This is a genomic window from Croceimicrobium sp. (assembly GCF_965228705.1).
Lineage (GTDB): Bacteria > Bacteroidota > Bacteroidia > Flavobacteriales > Schleiferiaceae > Croceimicrobium.
The window spans coordinates 2,721,822-2,742,742 of the sequence record NZ_OZ245832.1; the positions used below are offsets into that span (position 1 = coordinate 2,721,822).

At 45.2% G+C, this 20,921-nt stretch carries 17 protein-coding genes and 1 riboswitch; of the genes, 9 read left to right on the forward strand and 8 right to left on the reverse strand.

Translation table 11 applies throughout. The annotated features are described in order from the left end of the window. Positions 1-12 precede the first annotated feature (12 nt). On the reverse strand, positions 13-783 hold the full coding sequence (locus ACO05P_RS12270) for an enoyl-CoA hydratase/isomerase family protein (protein WP_421751235.1): 771 nt from the start codon (positions 781-783) through the stop codon (positions 13-15). A gap of 122 nt (positions 784-905) precedes the next feature. Here ACO05P_RS12270 and ACO05P_RS12275 point away from each other — a divergent pair, with 122 nt between their 5' ends. After that, on the forward strand, positions 906-2,729 hold the full coding sequence (locus ACO05P_RS12275) for a metallophosphoesterase (protein WP_421751236.1): 1,824 nt from the start codon (positions 906-908) through the stop codon (positions 2,727-2,729). Positions 2,730-2,982: 253 nt separating this feature from the next. Beyond that, a complete protein-coding gene (locus tag ACO05P_RS12280) occupies positions 2,983-3,339 on the forward strand; it encodes a hypothetical protein (protein WP_421751238.1) in 357 nt (118 codons plus the stop codon). Between the two features lie 200 nt (positions 3,340-3,539). On the opposite strand, the gene ACO05P_RS12285 is transcribed toward ACO05P_RS12280, so the two are convergent. Together ACO05P_RS12285 and paaZ are read right to left on the reverse strand one after the other, a co-directional pair. After that, positions 3,540-3,890 carry an antibiotic biosynthesis monooxygenase family protein gene (locus ACO05P_RS12285; RefSeq protein ID WP_421751240.1) on the reverse strand — a complete coding sequence of 117 codons (351 nt, stop codon included), beginning with the start codon at positions 3,888-3,890 and terminating at the stop codon, positions 3,540-3,542. Between the two features lie 291 nt (positions 3,891-4,181). Further along, positions 4,182-6,233 (reverse strand): phenylacetic acid degradation bifunctional protein PaaZ, encoded by a 2,052-nt coding sequence (gene paaZ / locus ACO05P_RS12290; RefSeq protein WP_421751242.1) that lies wholly within the window; start codon positions 6,231-6,233, stop codon positions 4,182-4,184. A gap of 183 nt (positions 6,234-6,416) precedes the next feature. Between paaZ and ACO05P_RS12295 the strand changes: the two genes are divergently transcribed. From ACO05P_RS12295 to ACO05P_RS12305, 3 genes are read left to right on the forward strand one after another with little or no spacing between them, the layout of a single operon-like run. Then, the gene (locus tag ACO05P_RS12295) at positions 6,417-7,703 is read left to right on the forward strand and encodes an arylsulfotransferase family protein (protein ID WP_421751244.1); all 1,287 of its coding nucleotides are present in this window, start codon (positions 6,417-6,419) and stop codon (positions 7,701-7,703) included. Further along, entirely contained in the window at positions 7,700-7,846 is a 147-nt protein-coding gene (locus ACO05P_RS12300) for a hypothetical protein (protein WP_210760288.1), read from the forward strand. The genes ACO05P_RS12295 and ACO05P_RS12300 overlap by 4 nt, the downstream gene beginning before the upstream one ends. Beyond that, complete coding sequence (locus tag ACO05P_RS12305) at positions 7,847-9,217, forward strand: hypothetical protein (protein ID WP_421751246.1); 1,371 nt, start codon at positions 7,847-7,849, stop codon at positions 9,215-9,217. A gap of 50 nt (positions 9,218-9,267) precedes the next feature. Here ACO05P_RS12305 and ACO05P_RS12310 read toward each other — a convergent pair whose 3' ends face one another. The 4 genes from ACO05P_RS12310 to ACO05P_RS12325 all read right to left on the reverse strand — a co-directional run bounded on the left by ACO05P_RS12310 (position 9,268) and on the right by ACO05P_RS12325 (position 13,666). Next, a complete protein-coding gene (locus ACO05P_RS12310) occupies positions 9,268-9,900 on the reverse strand; it encodes a hypothetical protein (RefSeq protein ID WP_421751248.1) in 633 nt (210 codons plus the stop codon). A 61-nt stretch (positions 9,901-9,961) separates the two neighbouring features. Then, positions 9,962-11,026, reverse strand: a complete 1,065-nt coding sequence (locus ACO05P_RS12315; RefSeq protein WP_421751249.1) for a 3-oxoacyl-ACP synthase III family protein — start codon at positions 11,024-11,026, stop codon at positions 9,962-9,964. Between the two features lie 212 nt (positions 11,027-11,238). Next, positions 11,239-12,285: a cytochrome d ubiquinol oxidase subunit II gene (gene cydB / locus ACO05P_RS12320; protein WP_421751251.1), complete on the reverse strand. Its 1,047-nt coding sequence runs from the start codon at positions 12,283-12,285 to the stop codon at positions 11,239-11,241. A 1-nt stretch (position 12,286) separates the two neighbouring features. After that, positions 12,287-13,666, reverse strand: coding sequence for a cytochrome ubiquinol oxidase subunit I (locus ACO05P_RS12325; RefSeq protein ID WP_421751253.1), 1,380 nt, complete (start codon positions 13,664-13,666; stop codon positions 12,287-12,289). A gap of 204 nt (positions 13,667-13,870) precedes the next feature. Here ACO05P_RS12325 and ACO05P_RS12330 point away from each other — a divergent pair, with 204 nt between their 5' ends. The 4 genes from ACO05P_RS12330 (at position 13,871) to ACO05P_RS12345 (ending at position 18,510) form a co-directional block, all read left to right on the forward strand. After that, on the forward strand, positions 13,871-14,866 hold the full coding sequence (locus tag ACO05P_RS12330; protein WP_421751255.1) for a fasciclin domain-containing protein: 996 nt from the start codon (positions 13,871-13,873) through the stop codon (positions 14,864-14,866). Positions 14,867-14,940: 74 nt separating this feature from the next. Continuing rightward, positions 14,941-15,945, forward strand: a complete 1,005-nt coding sequence (locus tag ACO05P_RS12335) for a fasciclin domain-containing protein (RefSeq protein ID WP_421751257.1) — start codon at positions 14,941-14,943, stop codon at positions 15,943-15,945. 199 nt (positions 15,946-16,144) lie between these two features. Beyond that, positions 16,145-16,253, forward strand: a riboswitch (SAM riboswitch). Positions 16,254-16,372: 119 nt separating this feature from the next. Next, entirely contained in the window at positions 16,373-17,539 is a 1,167-nt protein-coding gene (locus ACO05P_RS12340; RefSeq protein ID WP_421751258.1) for a trans-sulfuration enzyme family protein, read from the forward strand. A gap of 2 nt (positions 17,540-17,541) precedes the next feature. Beyond that, entirely contained in the window at positions 17,542-18,510 is a 969-nt protein-coding gene (locus ACO05P_RS12345; protein ID WP_421751260.1) for a homoserine dehydrogenase, read from the forward strand. Positions 18,511-18,565: 55 nt separating this feature from the next. Here the strand turns inward: ACO05P_RS12345 and ACO05P_RS12350 are convergent, their stop codons facing one another. Next, entirely contained in the window at positions 18,566-20,749 is a 2,184-nt protein-coding gene (locus ACO05P_RS12350; RefSeq protein WP_421751261.1) for a prolyl oligopeptidase family serine peptidase, read from the reverse strand. Positions 20,750-20,921 lie beyond the last annotated feature (172 nt).

Here is a 20,921-nt window from a genome sequence, read left to right on the forward strand (position 1 = left end):
TTTGCAAAATTATTATTTCTTCTTAAAGGCATTGATCGCATTGCGGGTAAATTCGGATAAAACCAATTCACCACTAATCGCCGCGCGATCTGCTAATAGCTGATCCCAGTTTTCGCATCCTTGCCAGAAAACTTCTTTCAGCTGACGCATTGCTTCGGGATTAAAGCCTTTTAAACGCTCTATTAATTCGGCAATTGCCTGATCCATCTCGGCCACTGAATCGTGTAAATGATAGTAAAGCCCTTTTTGATGTGCCCATTGCGCATCGCGCCATTCGGTAGCATTAATCGCTAATTCACTCATAGCGCTTAAGCCCACTTTGCGCTCTACCGCTGGTCCTACCACAAAAGGCCCGATACCAACTGCCAGTTCTGATAATTTTACCGAAGCAAATTTTGTCGCAAAACAATAATCTACCGCCGAGGCCAAGCCTACTGCTCCACCAACGGCCTTACCATGCACACGACCGACAATAAACTTGGGGCATTTGCGCATGGCATTGATCACATTGGCAAAGCCACTGAAGAACTTCTTGCCTTGATCCAAATCCTGGATGGAAATCAATTCATCGAAAGAGGCACCCGCGCAAAAAGCACGTTCACCTGCTGAACGCAACAAGATTACTTTAACGGCATCATTCGTACCGGCCTCGGTAATAGCCGCTGCCAATTCTGATAAAAGCTTGCTGGGCAGCGAATTACTCATTGGGTGAAAAAACTCAATGCTTGCTACACCTTCTTCAATGCTGGTTTGAATGTATCCTTGTTGTAATGCCTCCGACATAGTTCAAATTTTGCCGCAAAGGTAAAGCGCTTAGCGCGAATGCGGAAGGTGATTTCCATTTTCAGCCCGAATAGATATCTGCCCTTAACCTCTGGCTAACCTTAGTTTGCTTCCTTTGATCTATGAAAAAAGTGCTTTTTTACCTTGCTATGATCTGCTTTGGATCGGCCCAGGCCCAGGAAAACTGTTCTACTGATTTTAACTTTTCGGTAGATACCAGTAAGGCGGCTCAGCCCTTTAATCACCTGGCTTTTCAGAATGATCCTTGTCGTTTTCAATTTGCGATTGTAACCGATCGTACTGGCGGTCATCGTCCCGGAGTTTTTATGGATGGGGTAAATAAGCTCAACCTAATGCAGCCCGAATTTGTGATGAGCGTAGGCGACCTCATCGAAGGCTATACTCTGGACACCATCGAGCTGGCCCGCCAATGGAATGAGTTCAATTCCTTTGTGGGTCATTTGCAAATGCCTTTCTTCTATGTGCCGGGTAACCACGATATTACCAATGCTGTAATGGAGAAAGAGTGGCTTTCGCGCTTTGGGTCTACTTATTATCACTTCACCTATAAAGATGTTTTATTCCTCTGCCTTAATTCCGAGGACCAACAAAGAGGAGCCGGACATGGCACTATTTCCGATGATCAATTTGAATATGCCGCCAAAGTCTTGAAGGATAATCCCGATGTGCGCTGGACTTTGATCTTCATGCATCAACCCCTTTGGCATCAGAGAAACACGGTACGTTGGCAAGGGCTGGAAGCCCTTTTAGGCGATCGCAATCACACTGTTTATGCTGGGCACGAGCATCGCTATGTGAAGGAAAAGCGCAATAATGGCAAGTACTTTACCTTGGCTACCACCGGTGGCGGATCTGGCTTACGCGGACCTAAATTGGGGGAGTTCGATCATATGATGTGGGTGACCAAGACCGATCAAGGCCCCATTATGGCCAATTTGGCTTTGGATGGTATTTGGACCGAAGATGTGGTTACCCAAGACACCAAAAATCTAATTGAGAAATTTAGCGCCCATTCTCCCATCGAAATTGAACCTCTCTTTTATGATGGTGAGCGTTTTGAATCAGGCAGTCTAGGTCTGAAAATCACCAATGATGAAAATGTACCGATGCGCTTGAATTTCCGTACCCAAAACAGTCCTAACTTGGCGCTCTTCGCGGATAGTAGCCAAATTTCGGTCGCCCCAAATAGCGTGGCTTTCCTAAATCTTAAGCTCCTTTCACAGGAAGGAGACTCCTTAATTCCCGCTCAATTGTTTGCCGATTTAGAGCTGGGTGCCGAAGGTGAGCCCGCCCATATCTCCTACCCCTATGTTTACAGGATTAAACCCCTGCGAAAAAGAGCCTTGAAACAATGTTCCCAAAAGCCTAAAGTGGATGGCTCTACCCAAGAGTGGGGCGCCATGAGCTATGCTTTCGAACGTAATGCCGGTACAGTAAAAGTAGAGTTCGACCTGGCTTATGATGCGCAATACGTTTACGTGGCGGCGCGAGTTACAGACGACACCATCCAATCTTATGGCGTTGGAGCTACCTGGCAGCAAGACAATTTGAGCTTTGTAGCTAATGCTGAAAAGATGGGACGCGGGGCCGTAAGTGTAGGTCATGATTGGTATGCCCAAGACTTCGTTCAACAGCTTAGCCCGGGGAATGATACCACACCTTCGGTGGCCTATCGCAACAATCTCCCGAAAGGCACAAAATTGATTTGTCGCCAAACCGACTATGGTTATGAAGGTGAGCTGGCCCTGCCCATTTCCTATATCCAAAGCTTCCAAGGCGAAAACTGGCAATACCTACGCTTGAATGTTGGGATCGACGATAAAGATGGTGGGGAGGTTGCCCGTTACAGTTGGCTTCCTATCTGGCGAAACGCCGATAACTATGTGGGATCGGGGTATTTCTTTAGGGTGGAGGAGAAAAGGTAATAAAGCTTTATGGGGGTTGCTTCACCGCCCGCTTCGCTACCCGCCTACCGGCAGGCAGGGAGAGGCAGAGGGCTCAGAGGGGCACAGAGAAATTTTGCTGTTCATTCTTTCACCGCCCGCTTCGCTAAAGGAGCAAAGAAGCTAAGGGACGCAAAGGTTTAGACCTTGCAGAAATGGAGATTCATAGGCAAGCTAGATGATTTCAAGTACCTTCCTTTGAAGTATCTTCCCTTTCGGTTAAAGGATTAAATACATGAAAAGCCTTCTCTTATTGCTTCCCTTTATTTTCGGTCTTTCAGCGCTTGAGCCCTCATCTGCTCTGGTGGTGGAGGCCCGGCTAATTGATAAATTCAAGGTTGAGCTTGCTGATGAAACTGGTAAACTTGAATTCTTAAAGTTTCAGTCTACTAAGACGGACGACATCTTTTTACTGCAGCCTGATTATGTAAATCACCCTAAAAGTTTTTATCGGAAGAATAAAGTCTATGAAATCACATATGGGCCAGGCGATTTATGGGCCAACTTTACACATGATATAGATCTTCAAAATGTTGATGATGAACTGGATACTATTCCAGTTCATTATTTACTAAAGATTAAAAGGTTGTAGAAGTTGATTCACCGCCCGCCCTTAATCTGCTTCAAGCAAGCCGTCAGCTCTTTGCGAAGCTTCCCGCCTACCGGCAGGCAGGTGTATCTCCGCGGTTAAGCCATTAAAGTTGTATCCGATAGATCAATAGTCATTAGCATCTAAAGTCTACCGTCTAAATTCTATTGTCTCAGCTCCAACTACCAACTACCAGCTACTATCTACTGAATCCCCTCCAACCACTCTCCGTGGATCACACTGCGCTCTACCTTGGCAATGATGCTGTGGTAATAGTTATACCAGGATTGCTTACCGTTCTGCTTGGCCTGAATATGCCCGCTGTGCGCACGCCATTTTTGAATAGATTCCTGATCCTGCCAATAGGAAATGAAGATTCCTTGCTTAGGCTCCCCGGAAGAAGAATAACCTAAATAGCCCTCTTGCTTTTGGGCTTCCGACATCATCTCGGCATCCGCCTCGGCATAGCCATCCAATTGCTCCGATTTTTGAGAAATAAAAATCACCGCATAATAGGGTGCTACGGGTGGGTCGCCTTTCCAGTGGGTTATCATAATTGTTGTTTTTTTAGGTGAAAACGGAAGGGGCTAAGATAAGCTTTGGCTTATGGTCTAAATCATTGTGAGCTTGCTTCACCGCCCGCTCCTAGGTCGCTCGAGGCACAGAGGACGCAGAGATACACAAAGGTTTACATCCAGCTTGGAGCAAACCTAGAACCCTTTGCGAACCTTAGCTTCATGGCGCCTTTGCGGTAAACCAATCCACCAAAGCTCTACTCGAAGAAACAATAATCACCTCAAGTCCTAACCCATCTATTGTCTATTGTCTAAAATCTATAGTCTCTCCTATACACTCTGATCCATCTTCTTCACCATCGTTAAGATCGTTGCCAAAGCCACTGTCTCGCCTTCCTCATCGTACACATCCACGTTGAATTTCACGATGCCCTTAGCGATATCATCTTCACTGCGTTTTTCCTGATCGATCTTTTCCTTCACGGTAAACTTCACGCCGATGGTCATGCCCGGATATACCGGTTTGGTAAAACGACATTCGTCAATACCATAGTTCAATAATACCGGTCCTTTGCGGGGATCAACGAACATACCGGCTGCTTTAGAAAGTACATAGTAGCCATGCGCCACCTTACCTTCGAAGATGGTGCCCTCCAGAGAGGTAGCATCCACATGAGCATAGAAATTATCACCACTCACCTGCGCAAAGCTGGCGATATCGGCATCCGTAACAGTATGACGGTGGGTATATACCGTTTCCCCCACTTTGAGTTCTTCAAAATGCTGGCGGAATAAATGTTTTTCCGCTTCCGGGCGACTGGCGCCGGGTTGATACACTTGTGTGATTTCAGTAATGGTATCCGGATGTCCTTGAATGGCGGTACGCTGCAAATAGTGCAATACTCCGCGCTTTCCACCCATCTCTTCGCCGCCACCGGCTCGTCCGGGTCCACCGTGCGTAAGTAGGGGCATGGGCGAACCATGACCAGTACTTTCCTTGGCACTCTTAGCATTCAGCACCATAATTCGACCGTGCATGTGTGCGGCTTCCACCACATATTCGCGACCTATTTTATCATCGGCCGTAATAATGGAACTCACTAAGGAACCTTTACCCATATTGGCAATCTCGGCCGCTTCGGCTAAACCTTTATAAGGGATTAAGGTCGATACCGGACCAAAGCATTCCACTTCATGCACATCGGTATTGGTAAAGGGATTATCGTTGCGGAACAGAGTGGGGCTTACAAAGGCACCTTTATCCTTTTGGGCACCCATCACTTCAAAATCGCGGAGGTCGCCATAAACCACTTCTTGCGAATTTTTAAGACGGGCAATATTCTCTGCCAGGCGCTCCACTTGAATGCTGGAGGCTAATGATCCCATGCGTACTCCTTCCATACGAGGGTCGCCAATGCTGGTTTTCTGCAAGCGAGAAATCAATGCTTCCTGCACCGCGTCTATTTTATCTTCGGGCACTATAATTCTACGTACAGCCGTACACTTCTGACCAGCCTTAGTGGTAATCTCACGCTGTACCTCTTTTACGAAGATATCGAACTCGGGCATGCCTGGTTCCACATCCGGACCTAATACCGAAGCGTTTAAGGAGTCGGCTTCCAGGTTGAAAGTAACCGAGCGATCTATGATGTGAGGCAGGGCTTGTAATTTCTTCCCGGTAGCAGCACTACCGGTAAAGGTTACGGTATCGCCGGTAGTCACATGATCCAAAATTCCGCGCCCTAAACCTGTTACCAATTGCAGAGCTCCTTCCGGCAAAATCTTGGAGGCGATAATTTCGCGCACCACATGCTCGGTTAAGAAAGAGGTATATTCAGAGGGCTTCACCACTGCCGGAACACCGGCCATCAGGTTCACCGCAATTTTTTCGAGCATTCCCCAAACCGGAAAGTTAAAGGCATTAATATGAATGGCCACTCCGCGCTTGGGCACCATAATATGATGTCCGATAAAAGTGCCATTCTTCGAAAGTGGCGCATGGCTACCATCAACATAATATGGCAAATCCGGAAACTGGCGACGTAATGAGGCATTGGCAAAGAGGTTTCCAAAACCGCCTTCAATATCTACCCAGGAGTCAATTTTGGTGGCTCCGGTTTTAAAGCTGGTTTCGTAAAACTGATCTTTAATTTTCACGAGATGCAGGGCCAGGGCCTTCAACATTCGCCCTCTTTCCTGGAAGGTCATTTTTCGAAGGGCAGGTCCACCCACCTTGCGACCATAATCTAAAATGGCCTCGTAATCTAATCCGGCACTGGAAACAATACCAATTTCGGTTCCGTGTATCGCGTCGCGGGCAATTAGTTCCTCGCCTTGGCCAGAAACCCACTCCCCCTGTACATAATTCTGAATTTGCTGCATCTTGTGCTTTTTTGAGAAGGCTAATTTACGTTTAGCATTAAGGCTTTACAAGGGCCATTTTAGATTGCTTGGCGGGACTCTGAAACTCAGTGAAATTCTACTTCGGCTCGAAAGTTTGCAGCCCACTCTCAGCCTGCAATTCGATCTTGACTAAATCCCTACTTTTGCCCCAGATTGAACACCATGGAGAAATTTTTCCTGCGCTTAGCCATCATTATTCTCAGTCTTTTCGGGCTATCTGTTTTTGGTTGGCTAGTGAAACACAATAGTACCGGAGATAAAATTCTGGGTGAAAAAGTGGGCAAGGGCTTGGATGCCTATGTGAGCTTTCTCGACCTCTTTGAAAAATCGGTGGAAGAAGTAAAAAAACTTCCTGAAACCTTTGTGCCCACTCCGGCTGGTTTTGAAGCGGTAAACAAATTAGAAAATGACCTTTATGCCCTTATTAGTTATAGCAATGCGCAAAAAGGTCGCAGCGTAGAAATCCGCAATCTTAAGAACGACGAAAGCCTCCATAAATGGGATATCACCAACCCTTATCAGGAGCATGATCGTATAATGGATCCTTTGCTATTGCCCGGCAAGCGCTTGGTTTATTCTTATAATGGAGTAACCGGTTTAATTTGTTTGGACTCCCTCGGAAACCAAATTTGGAAGCAGGATACTATTGCACACCACCACTCTTTAAACCTTGACAGTGCCGGAAATATCTGGGCCTGTACCTATACCAAAGAGAATGGCGGCTTTATTATCTACAAAGGATTTTACGATGTGGATGGGCGTGAATTGGTGTATATCGATAATACCATCAGCCAATTAGACCCCAATAGCGGTAAACTTCTCTTTCATAAATCCATTACTGAGATTTTAAATGAAAACGGGCTTTCGAATTTGATCCTAAAATCGCCCAATATTGAGGACCCTATTCACCTGAACGATGTGCAGCCCGCTTTAAAAACTACCGCCTGGTACCAAGAGGGCGATCTGTTCCTGAGTTTTAGAAACTGCTCCGCGCTGATACAGTATCGCCCTTCCACCAATAAGGTGATTCGCTTGATTGAAGGCAATTTCTACTCCCAGCACGATATTGATTTCCTGAACGATAGTACCATTATCTTCTTCAATAATAATGCGCACACTTTCTGGAGCAGTCGTCCGGGCAACTGGCGAGTGGCCGATCAGCGTATCGATGCCGGGGACTACTATTCCAATACCATGGCCTACGACCTTAAAAACGAAAAGCTCTACATCTACGAAAAGCAGGTTTATGATGAGAATCAGATCCACACTTTTACAGAAGGTATGCAAGAGGTTTTAGCCGATGGCCGCTTCTGGATCGAAGAGCAAAACAGCGGAAAGCTTTGGGTATTTAAAAATGGGGAGCTCTTGTATAAAAATGTGCTTCCTTCGCAGCATGAAGGGCATCATCACCTTTCGAACTGGACCCGAATTTTAACTGAAAAACCATGACAAGTCCTTTCCTTTATATCGGTCCGGGCATGAGCGCCGGCGCCATCGTGCTGATCTTATTGATTGGTGCCCTGGTACTTTTCTCACTGGGCTATATCGTTTACCTCCGCATTAAGCGCATGGGGAAAAAGAAGAAAAAATAAATGGCTTTTTACTTCATTCTGGCCCTCTCAGCGTCTTTGGCTTTTGGCCTGATTCGCTGGGGGCGGAAAAGCTTTTACCGACTGGCTATTAGCAGCACTCGGGTGCTCGACATTATGCTGGGCGATCAGGATGAAGACGAAAAGCTCGAAGAATTACAGTCGCATACCGGCAAGCTGATTCTTAACCTATTAGCTTTTATTGGACTGCTGATTGCTGCGGCTGCAATTATTCTGATTAGCCTAAACCTCCATGATATTTTTAACGCATTGGAAGAAGGGGAAGCAGCTCCAGAGCTTAGCTCCTGGCAAAGTATTCTGGCTCTTTCTGTAGGTGCTACTATACCCTTTCTAGTACCTTTCAAGAAGTCGCCATCCGGCTATTCAGAGTTAGCAATGCTCTTACATCGCATGGTACTGAATAATTACCATTTGGGCCTTAAGCTTTTTCGTCGCGAAGTAAAAAGCAAAGGAATTGAGAAAAGGAAAGACTTCTTAATTATCAGTGGTTTAGCAAGAGCAGGCACGACCAGCTTTATGAATCACCTAGCTACTTTGCCCCAGTTTCGAAGTTTGAATTATGGCAATATGCCCTTTTTACTGAGCCCGCATTTATGGTCGCGTTTTTACAAGCCGAAAGCGGGAGCGAGTAAAGAGCGTAGTCATAAGGATGGCATTCAATTGGGTATGAATTCTAATGAAGCCCTGGAAGAGTATTTCTTTAAGGCCATCAGTAAGGATAGCTATATTAAAGAGCATTGCTTGGAGGAATATCGCCTTTCGGCGGATGCGCATGAATCTTATTTAGACTATCAAAGTATTATCCGCCAAAGCCCCGAGCAAATTTACCTGGCCAAGAACAATAATTTCTTGTTGCGCTACCGCGGATTGAGGGAAGAGAACAGTGAGTTTCATTTGGTGCTGCTTTTTCGTCAGCCCTTATTTCATGCGGCTTCCTTAAGATCCATGCACCAGCGTTATTGCCAAATGCAGAGTGAAGATGTCTTTGTTTTGGAGTATATGAATTGGTTGGGGCATCATGAGTTTGGCTTAGATCAAAAGCCCTTTTTATTTGAAGGTGGTCAATTGCCGGAGGGGGATAAAAGTGAGCTCAATTACTGGCTGCAAATCTGGATCGAATATTATCGTTTTGCCTTAAAGCTTGAAGGCCCTAATATCCATTTTATCCCTTATGAGGCTTTCTGTGCAGAGCCTGTGACTTATATCAATCGTGCCTTAGCCCCATTTCAATTAAAATGGGAACAGGATGCCCCGCAGGCCTTTATAAATCAGCGGAAGGTGGATTTGGAATATGATCAGGCCCTTCATAGCGAGGCCTTGGAGATTTATGCCCAATTACAAAAACGGCTGTAGTTTTAAAGAATTCAGGAATAGCTATTAACTCTGGATTAGTAATTCAAAGACTACAAAATCGCGGCAAACTTCCCATCCCTAATATGTAAGGTATCTTGAATAGTGCCAGGTGGAGATTTACTGATATCATTTACCATGACCATTTCGAAAGTGCCTTCTATCCAGCCGGGTCGGTTTTGAGCATACTGGGGCGGTGAGATAGTATCATAATAAGTAGTGCGAAACTCTTTAATGATAAGCTGGCCTGAAACTGCATGGTAGCTATAATGTTCCGTAGGGAACACTTCCATTGTATCTAGATTTCGAGATTCTCTATCTAAGAAAACAGAACTTGTATCGTTGGAATCAAATAGATAGGTACCCTCAGAATATATACTGTCCAGTATCAGTCCCATCACATTAGAATTTTGGCAATCCTTGGCAACTACAGCAAGAAAGCCCCCTGGATTATCACCATAAGAACCCGGACTTTTCACATAGGTCGTTCGAAGGGGAAAACAATTAAACCTCCCACCCTGCTCTGTCCAAAATTCGCCATTGATATAGGCAGTGAATTTTTCGTATAGTACTGCATTGTTGTTATCCCGCTCTTCTTTTTGACAAGCAGTCGAAAAGATAATTAGAGCTATTACCAGCTTTCCAATTCGAGTCGATTTCCAGATCATCGTAGCAAGTGGATTCATTCGAGCTAATGGCTTAATTAAGCGCTTAATTTTAAAGAGTGAAGCTCAAATAGAAGTCGATTTAAACCCGATAAGTAATCGCATTGATGCTCATCCCAGCCCCAACCGAGGCTAAGAGAATCACATCGCCCTCATTTAACTCGTGACCTTCCAACTCACCGCGACGTAATAAATCGAGTAGCGTGGGTACCGTGGCCACGGAACTGTTGCCTAAAAGATGAATGCTCATGGGCATAATTCCCTCCGGTTCGGGTGTGCGATACAAACGGAAGAAACGCTTAATAATGGCTTCGTCCATTTTTTCGTTTGCCTGATGGATCAATACCTTCTTCACCTGACCAATGCTTAATCCTGAGCGGTCCAAACAAAGCTTCATCGCAGCTGGAACATGGGTCAGGGCAAATTGATAAATCTTCTGCCCCTGCATTTTGATATAGCGGGTATCATGCCCCACATCTTGCTTATTACTCTCTCCGTAGTTTAAATAATAGGCTTCGTCTTCGGTAAAGGTTTGTGAAGCCGTACTGAGGATACCCTTTTTCAGGTCTTTGTCGATAGCCTCTACTACTGCAGCTCCGGCTCCATCGGAGAAAATCATCGAATCCCGATCATGGGGATCTAATTTGCGGGAAAGCGTTTCAGCACCAATCACCAAATAGTGCTTGCCCTGACCAGCAAGGATGTAATTATAAGCGAGAATTACCGCTTGCACCCAGCCCGGACAACCATATAGGATATCAAAGGCAATGCAATTGGGGTTCTTAATCTTAAGATCGTGCTTTACCCGAGTAGCCAGGGAAGGCAGGATATCACTTTGGATTTTACCCTGAGGGATGTTCCCGAAATTATGGGCGAAGATGATTCCATCCAGAGTCTCCGGATCAATGCCTGCATCATCTATAGCTCTTTGAGCGGCAATGGTAGCCAGGTCTGAGGTTTGCTGATCGGGTCGGGCATAACGGCGCTCACGAATTCCCGTTATTTCTTGAAACTTCCGGATGATTTCTTCACCCTCCTGATTGATACGCTCACCTTCGCGAGTGTAAAATTCATTGCCGCTAAAGTTCTGATTAGGGACCTGGAGTTCAGGAATACAACTGCCGGTGCCGGTAATTTCTAGATTCATGCCGTGATTGTCTATATCAAAGGAAAAAAATATCCTTTAAAATCAAGCCTCTAAAGAGATCGATATTGTAAATAGTACGCTATGCTCTGATAGCCATCACTAATAAATAGACCTAGCGTATGGAACACTCACTTCTAAAATGATCCCTCTAACAGCGCCGCGCGCGATCTAACATCTATCGTCTATTGTCTATTGCCTATGCAAAAAGCTCCTTAATAGCTATTCTCATCCAATCGTACCTTCCCCCTAAAGGTATAGAACACAAAGGCCGTGTAGCCCAGGATCAAGGGGGTGCCAATGGCAGCAATCAAAAGCATGATACCCAGGGATTTTTGCGAGGAAGCAGCGGAGTAAATATCGATATGATAAGCAGGGTCAAGGGTAGAATACAGTAATACCGGATAAAGCTCAAAGGCCAAAACCCCCAGCATCAAAGCAATGGCCAAGGCTGAAGACACAAAGGCAATGCGGAATTTCCGTCGTTTAATCCACTGAGGTATACTTAAAATGCTCAAAATTCCCAGACTGGGTAAAATCCAAAAGCTTAGCGAGTTTTGCAAGTCATCCGATAGTTTGGGGTAGGCGTATAAGCCATAAGCACTGGCCGCCGTAAAAGCGATAATGAAGAGGATTACCGCTCTATTTAAGAGGATGCGCAATTTGGCATAGAGACGACCTTCCGTTTTGAGGAGAAGGTAAATAATACCATGCATCACAAAAAGAGCGAGGATGGTAAAGCCCATGAGCAGGGCATAGGGATTAAGCAATTGCAACCAGGAACCTACCAGGTTTCCACGTTCATCTATGGGTAGGCCAATCATTAAATTCCCAACCACTACCCCCAGTAAGAGAGAAAGGGAATTACTGGCCACAAAATAGGCGCGATCCCAGAAATTTCGCCACCACTTCATATCCTCCTTGGAGCGAAATTCAATGGCAATGGCCCGAAATATCAAGAGCACCAAAAAGAGCATGAAGGGAATATAGAAGGCCGAAAACAAAGAAGCATAGGCCACCGGAAAACCCGCAAATAGGGCCCCTCCCGCTATCACCAACCAAACTTCATTGCCATCCCAAACCGGTCCAATCGCATTGAGGGCAATTCGCCGACTTTGCTCCTTTTTTAAAAAGAGATGAATGCTTCCGGCTCCCAAATCAAAACCATCTAAAATGGCGTAGCCTGCAAACACCCCACCCACAATTAAGAACCACCAGGTGGGATAGTCGATGCCCAGGAAATAAGAAAGTTCTGTCTCCATATTATTTTAGTATTCCGCTAATGGTACGCTTGGGTGCATCGCTGTATTCTACTTTTTCGGCTTCGTCCGGGCCATGTTGAATTTTACGATTCAACAAATAGAGGAAGAGCAAAAAGAGGAATGCATACACCACAAAAAACAAAATAATGGAAAAGAGTACCTGCTCCGCAGTCACAGCTTCCGATAGGGCATTGCTGGTTCGTAAGAGTCCATAAACCACCCAGGGTTGTCGACCCATTTCTGCTGAAAACCACCCAAATTGATTGGCGATTTGCGGAAGAAGCACCGAAAACACAAAGATTCTTAGCAACCATTTTTGCTCGAATAATTTCCCTCGCCACCAGAAAAAGAGAGCCAATAAAGTGAGGCCGATTAAGCTAAAGCCGATTCCCACCATAATATGATAAAACTGGAAAATAGCATTGATACGCTCCGGACGTTGATCGGCCGGAAAGTGATTCAATCCATGAATGGTATCCTGCCCAATTTGCTTATTGGTCATGATATGCAGAAGGGAAGGAATTTCAATCCCGGTTGTTTTTTGGGCCTCTTCATCTACCCAACCCAAAATCATTATTCCGGCATCGTCACTGTCTTCATACTGCCCCTCCAATGCGGCCAGCTTTGCAGGCTGATATTCGGCTACCACATTGGCGGAGGAATGACCGCTAAATGCCTGAAGTAAGGAGAAAAAGGTAGCTACCACCAGGGCAATTTTAAAAGCCTTTCGGCTCAAAGCCACGTGCTTATTCTTAATTAGGTAATAAGCCGAAATACTGAGCACCAAAAAAGCACCGGCTAAAAAGGAGCCGTTCCAAACATGCCAAAGGCGATCTACCGATGATGGATTAAAAACCATAGCCCAGAAATCAGTGATCTCGGCCCGCGCATTAATGCCTTCTCCCACCACATGGAAACCTGCGGGAGTTTGTTGCCAACTATTGGCCACCACGATCCAAACGGCGGAAAACATGGAGCCAATTAATACCATTACGGTAGCTAAAAAATGTACCCAGGGTTTAACGCGATTCCAGCCGAATAAAAGCAGGCCTAAAAAGCCCGACTCCATTGCGAAGGCAAAAATTCCTTCCGCCGCTAAGGCTGAGCCAAACACGTCGCCAACGTAGCGGGAATAAACCGCCCAATTGGTGCCAAATTCGAATTCCATCACAATGCCGGTGGCCACACCAATCCCAAAGGTTAATCCAAAAATGCGGGTATAAAATCGTGCTAATTGTTCATATTGAGGATTGCGCGTACGAAGAAATAATGCTTCGAAAATGACCATTAAAAGGCCCAAACCAATACTTAGAGGAGGGTAGATATAATGGAAAGCTACCGTAAAGGCGAATTGCAGGCGCGCGAGGATTTCGACTTCCATAAAGCGATTTTTGCTCTATCAAATATACCTTGCAATGGCCCACAATCGTTTGGAATAGTCTAAACTTTGTATACCTTTTTCCTATCCTTAGTGAGGTAGAATTGATATTAGTCTTTTTTGGCTGAAAAGATTCTGAGTTTGAGTTTGAGAATAGGCAATCAAATCACCAAATTCGCTAAGGCGGAATCCCCAAAATCCATAACTATGAAATTTCCCTTCTTTCGCATTTTACTGATCAGCTTTAGTTTGGTCTTAGGTGCTTGTTCCGATGATGATGACTCGGGTTCTAACAATAATAATCAGAGTCAAAGTTTAAATGCCACCCTCTCTGCTGATAGCCGCTTTAGCATTTTGGTGGATGGCTTAAAACGCACTGGACTGGAGTCGATGCTGGAAAGCAATGGCAACTTCACCATTTTTGCGCCTACGGACGCTGCTTTTACCGCTTGGATTACGGATCAGGGTTATTCAGATCTTGATGGCCTTATTCAAGGTATTGGCATGGAAGCCTTTAAAGATGCTTTGGCCTACCACCTATTGAAAGGTGATTACAGCTCCGTGAAATTCCAAAGTGGCTATTATTCGACCTTGGCCATTAATGCTGAAAAAGACAGTTTGCACCTCTACCTCGATAAGGGGGCTCAACTTACATTAAACGGTAATGTTCAAATACAAGAGGCTAATATTGAAGCTACTAACGGAACCATTCACGCGATTAGCGCGGTGAACTTCCCTTTGAGTGTTTATGGATTAATTGAAGTAAACCCTGCTTATAGCAGTTTTGAAGCGGCCATTGGATTAGCAGATGGGAATCTTAAAACGGTGCTTTCCAATCAAAGTTTGACTTACACCTTTTTTGCCCCCAGCAATGCCGCTTTTGACTCTTTGGTTAACCAAACGCCTAATGTGACCAATCTCTTTGAGCTGGTAGCCTCATTAGGGACCGATAAATTGGCGGATGTGATTCTGTATCATGGCACCAATACCGGTGTTTTGAGCAGCGAATTGCAAACCGGAAATATCACCACATTAGCAGATAATGGCCTGGGATCGAAGTACCAATTCTTTGTAAATATTGGCGTTAAAATCAAATTAATTGATAACAATAGCTCCACTGAAGATGCGGTATTGGTAAAAGGAGACCTTATCGGCACCAATGGTGTAGTTCACTTTATCGATGCGGTTTTATTGCCCGAATAGCGAATAGCTCTTCCCCCAACCTTTTTGTTTTGTTTAACGTTTATACAAATAAGTTAAACAAAATAAAGAACATTATGCAGGTATTATTCCGTAAGGCAGCCTATCTCATGGTAGGGGCTGCACTCGTTTTATCAAGCTGTTCAGAGGACGATGACCAAACCACCACACCCGAACCTCAAGGTTTAACTGCTACACTTAGTGCCGATGCACGCTTCAGCGTATTAGTAGATGCTCTGGAACGTACGGGACTGGATGCAACCTTATCTGGCAATGGAATCTTCACGGTTTTTGCCCCTACTGATGCAGCCTTCGGCCAGGCTTTAATCGATTTAGGTTATACTGATTTGGACGCCCTGGAAGCCGGTTTAGGAACAGAAGGGCTTCGCAATGTATTGCGCTATCATGTACTGGGTACTATTCGCCGCTCAAGCGATCTGCAAACAGGTTATAGCAGCACCGCAGCTACAAATGCGGATGGTGACCCGCTCAGCTTTTACCTGAGTACAGGAAATGAGGTGAGGATCAATGGGTCTGCGGTAGTGCGGGAAGCTAATATTGAAGCCAGTAATGGAGTGGCTCATGTAATTGATGCCGTGCTTTTACCGCTCAGTATTTACGATCTTGTACGCCTAAATCCGCAGTACAGCAGCCTGAACGCAGCGCTGATGGCAGCTGATGGAGATCTCGATGCGGTTTTAGCCGGAAGTGGAAGCTTCACCCTCTTTGCCCCCAATGATGAAGCCTTCCAAAATGTAATTGATGCTACACCCGGAGTTTCTAATCTTAACGATCTGGTTACCGCTTTAGGCACCGATGGTCTTTCAACTGTTTTACTGTACCATGTCACTTCCGGAATTATTCTTTCTTCAGATTTGCCAGGCCTCAGTTCTAATACGGTAAGCACCTTAGCTTTAGACGGCAATGGAGCGAATTTCACTTTTGACCTGGATCTGGGTATGAATACGACTCGCATTATTGATGGTAGTCCGGCTACTGATCCCGCCTCTTTAACAGAAGTTGATATTGTCGGTACCAATGGAGCCATTCACGGTATTAATGCGGTGCTTTTACCGGAATAAAATTTCCCCTTTTCCGCTATAATTTGAGAAGCCTGGTCTATTCGATCAGGCTTTTTTCATGGGCAGCACTAAAATATTTTCAAATTTTTTCCCTTTGAATATCAGCACCTTAAAAGACAAACCAGCCCTTGTCTAAAAATCGCATTTGCTCGAATCAAATTTTATTCGAATAAATTTGCAGCGTTGTTCTTTTCAATAATGCTTATCCAGAAAGGTGGAGGGTTAGGCCCTGTGAAACCTTAGCAACCTGCCGTTTTCAAATGCGGAAAGGTGCTAATTCCTACCACAGAAATGTGGAAAGATAAGTAGAGAGATTCTCCGTTTTCATGTTGTGTTTCGGACCTCCTACAAATCTTGCAGGAGGAAGAGAGTTTTTTAATTCTACCCTCTGTGATAAGTGTTTGATTTTAACCTTAAAACAGCACTTATGAAAGAAAGCACAACTCTTATTCACGCTTTAAGCGAAAATGCTGAAACCGGAGCCATCAGCACTCCGATTTATCAAACTTCAACCTTTGTGCAAGAGGCACCAGGTGTTAACCAGGGTTTTGATTATTCCCGTAGTAACAACCCCACCCGTCAGGCACTGGAAGATCTGCTCGCCCAATTAGAGCGCGGCTACCAGGGCTTTGCCTTTGCCAGCGGTTTGGCGGCCGTAGACTCGGTGATCAAATTGTTGAGCATTGGAGATGAAATCATCGCAGTGGACGATATCTATGGCGGTGCCTATCGATGTTTTACGCATATCTACGAGAAATTCGGAATCAAGGTCAAGTATGTGGATACCACCGATCCCTTGCAGGTACTCAATGCCATTACGGAGCAAACCCGACTGATCTGGCTGGAAAGCCCAAGCAATCCTACCCTTAAGGTTAGCGATATTGAAGCGATTAGCCTTCTGGCCCGTGAAAAGGACATCAAGGTAGTGGTCGACAATACTTTTGCCTCTCCCGTTTTGCAAAAGCCTCTGCTTTTAGGTGCCGATATCATTATTCACTCGGCCACCAAATACCTGGGCGGCCACTCGGATGTAATTGCCGGAATTGTAGTCTGTAAAAGCAAAAGCGACGCCGAGAAAATCAAGTTTATCCAAAATGCCACCGGCGCCGTACTTGGCCCCTGGGATTCCTGGTTGACCATACGCGGTATTCAAACCCTGGAATTGCGGGTTCACAAACAATGTGACAGCGCCCTCCAGATTGCGGAATGGCTAGAAAAACATCCGGCAGTAGACCGCGTACATTATCCGGGTTTAAGCAGCCACCCCAATCATGCTACTGCTCAACAACAGCAAAAGAAGTTTGGTGGCGTAATTTCCTTTAGCCTTAAAAATGATCGGGAAGCAGCCGCCCTGGAATTCGTGAAAAAGACTCGTCTCTTTAAGCTGGCCGAAAGTTTAGGAGGGACTAAGAGTCTGCTTTGCATTCCCGCTCTGATGACCCATAAATCAACTCCCATTGAAGTTCGCCACCAATGTGGCATACAAGATTCTTTGATTCGCCTTTCGGTAGGTATTGAAGATCCAGAAGACCTAATTGAAGACTTGGAATTCGCCTTTCAAAGCTTGCCTAAATCCAAATCCTTAGCCGAGTAAAAATGAAAGACTTACCTATTTGTATTGGATTGGCAGGCTTAGGTTGCGTTGGCCAGGGACTTTATGATGTGGTGCAAAAGCATTATGGAGGTCGTATTGATATTCGTCGCATTGCCGTAAAGGACCCGCAGAAAAAAAGAAAGGTTCCCAGCCATTTGCTTTGTACTGATTTTGAGACCCTGCTTAGTGATCCAGAGATCAAGCTTATTGTAGAATGCATTGATGATCCGAATGCTGCATATGAGCTCTGCATTCAGGCTTTTAAGCGTGGTAAAGATGTAATCAGTGCCAATAAGCAAATGATTGCTCAAAATTTAGACTTGCTCATCTTCCATCAGCGAAACAGTGGCCAATCGCTTTTATACGAAGCTGCCGTAGCGGCCTCCATTCCCATCATTCGTCTTTTGGAAAGCCATTTTGAGGAGGAGCAAATTCTGAGTATTGAAGCGATTTTGAATGGCACCAGCAACTATATCCTGAGTAAAATTCAATTGGAAGGCTTGAGCTTTAAAGAAGCACTGGCGGAGGCTCAAGCGAAAGGTTTTGCTGAAAGTGATCCCTCCAATGATCTGGAAGGAAAAGATGCGGCGGCCAAAGCAGTAATTCTGGCCGCCCATGCCTTCGGAAAGCAACATCGCCTTAGTAAGGTTGAACGAAACTCCATTGATGCCTCAAGCTGCTTAGCATTAGAACCGGGGCTCAGCCATAAATGCTTAGCCCTGCTTGATGCTCAAAGTTTGCAAATTAAGCTGAGTGCCCTAGCACCGGATTCCGAGTTTAACCGAATTAACTATGAACGCAATGCGGTACAAGTGCGCAGTGCCATAGGGGGACTACATTTCTATTCTGGAAGCGGGGCCGGAGCCGATGCAACTGCCTCTGCCTTATTAAGCGATCTCTTTCAATGGCAGCGTGGTTTTCGCTATCGCTACAGCAAATTGAAAAAAGCGCCTTTAGAAGTCGTGGTTTAAAAGCAAAGCGCCCGGCTGCATGGCAACCGGGCGCTTTCAAATAACAAGGCACAAATTAATGTGCGGCAGTTTCTGTTGCGTAAGGGTGAGGCAAGCTCATATATCCCATATTGTAAAGGCTAAATGCCCATTTATCCGCTTGTTCCTGGATAATTTTGTCAGTGGGTTTTCCGGCCCCGTGACCCGCATTGGTTTCGATACGAATCAACATTGGATTAGATCCGGAGTATTTTGCCTGTAATTCGGCGGCAAACTTAAAGCTATGCGCGGGCACCACACGGTCATCATGATCACCGGTAGTAACCATGGTCGCCGGGTACTCTACCCCTTCTTTTACATTGTGCAAAGGAGAGTAGCCATATAAGTATTGGAACATTTCCTGGCTGTCATCAGCAGTACCATAATCGGTATGCCATCCCGCCCCAGCGGTAAACTTGTGGTAGCGTAGCATATCGAGAACACCAACGGCTGGCAAGGCAACCGCCATTAAATCCGGACGCTGCGTTAGGGTAGCGGCAACCAGCAATCCACCATTTGAACCACCGGAAATCGCCAGTTTCTCTGAAGTAGTGTATTTCTGAGCAATCAAGTATTCACCTGCCGCAATGAAGTCGTCAAAAACATTTTGCTTCTTCATTAAGGTACCGGCCTCATGCCATTTTTCGCCATACTCGCCGCCTCCGCGAAGGTTAGCTACGGCATAAACACCTCCTTGTTGCAACCATACAATATTGCTGGTGCTGAAGTATGGGGTTAGGCTCACATTAAAGCCACCGTATCCATAAAGCATGGTTGGATTGCTACCGTCTAATTGAATACCCTTCTTATGGGTAATAATCATTGGCACCTTGGTACCATCTTTAGAGGTATAGAATACTTGCTTGGACACGTATAATTCTGGGTCGAAATTAACCGCTGACTTACGGTATAATTCAGAAGCGCCGCTTTCGATATTGTATTTAAAAGTGGTTCCGGGGTAGATATAGGAAGTAAAGCTGTAATACAGTTCTTTATCCTCCCATTTGCCACCAAAACCGCCTACTGAACCAGGTCCAGGCAATTCAATTTCGCGCTCCATCTGACCATCAACACTGTATTGATATACTTTGTGAACCGCATCAATCATATAGGTAGCGAAGAACTTACCACCTGCTGAGCCGATTTCTAATACGTTTTCAGTTTCAGGGATAACATCTACCCAATTTTCTGGATCTAAGGCCTCAAATGAAGTTTTCACTACTCGGCCATTAGGTGCATTCAGATTGGTTTTAATCCAAATCATATCCCCTGCTGTATGGATAATTCCCTGCTCGCTATCGAAACCAGTAACAATGGATTTGAAAGCAGCATTAGGCATATCTAGCCTTTTGATATACAACTCATTTCCAGTAGTGGATTCCGCAGCTGAAATCACCAAGTACTCACTATCTTCGGTTACGTATCCACTGATATAACGACGCTTCATGCGCTCACCACCGAATATCAACTCATCTTCAGATTGAGGAGTTCCCAATCGATGGAAGTATAATTTATGCATGTCGGTCATTGCGGTAAGCTGACTTCCATTAACCGGTTTATCGTATGAGCTGTAGTAAAAGCCTTCTTTTCCTCTCCAGCTTAAGCCTGAGAATTTCACATCTTTCAGGGTATCGCCAATTTGCTGTTTACTCACAGCATCAATGATAATAACCTTACGCCAATCTGAACCACCTTCCGAAATTTGGTAAGCACAAAGGCTACCATCTTTGGTAAAGCTCATACCTCCTAATGAGGTACTGCCATCTTCCGCAAAGGTGTTAGGATCGAGGAATACCTCTGCATTGTCCATATTGCCTTCACCGGTTTTAAAGCGGTAAATCACATATTGATTTTGGAGCCCATTATTCTTATAGAAATAGGTGTAATCTCCTTCTTCGAAGGGGGCACCTACTTTCTCGTAGTTCCATAATTCGGTAAGCTTTTCTTTAAGCTCATCGCGATAAGGAATAGTTTCCAGATAACCGAAGCTTACTTTGTTTTCAGCTTTCACCCAGGCTTCTGTTTCGGGAGAACGATCGTCTTCCAACCAGCGATATGGGTCCATCACCTTAGTCCCGAAATAATCGTCTACAGTAGAGTCTTTGCGGGTTTCCGGATAATTCAGTTCGGCACTCATGCTTTCTTCCTTTTCCTTAGGGTTTTCGGTACAGGCCACCGAGAGGGCAATTGCCAGGCCCGTGATCCATGGTCCTTTCTTCATAATAGTTTGATTTTTTGATAGGTGGGTCAGAATCGGTACGCACAAATATAAGCTTAGGACGGATAGTTTAAGAATTCTCCCTCTCCACAATTTCTTTTTAGCAAGAATTAAACTTTCCTCGCCTTTATTAATGGGCAAAAAAAAGCCCCGACACTTAGGTCGGGGCTCTTGA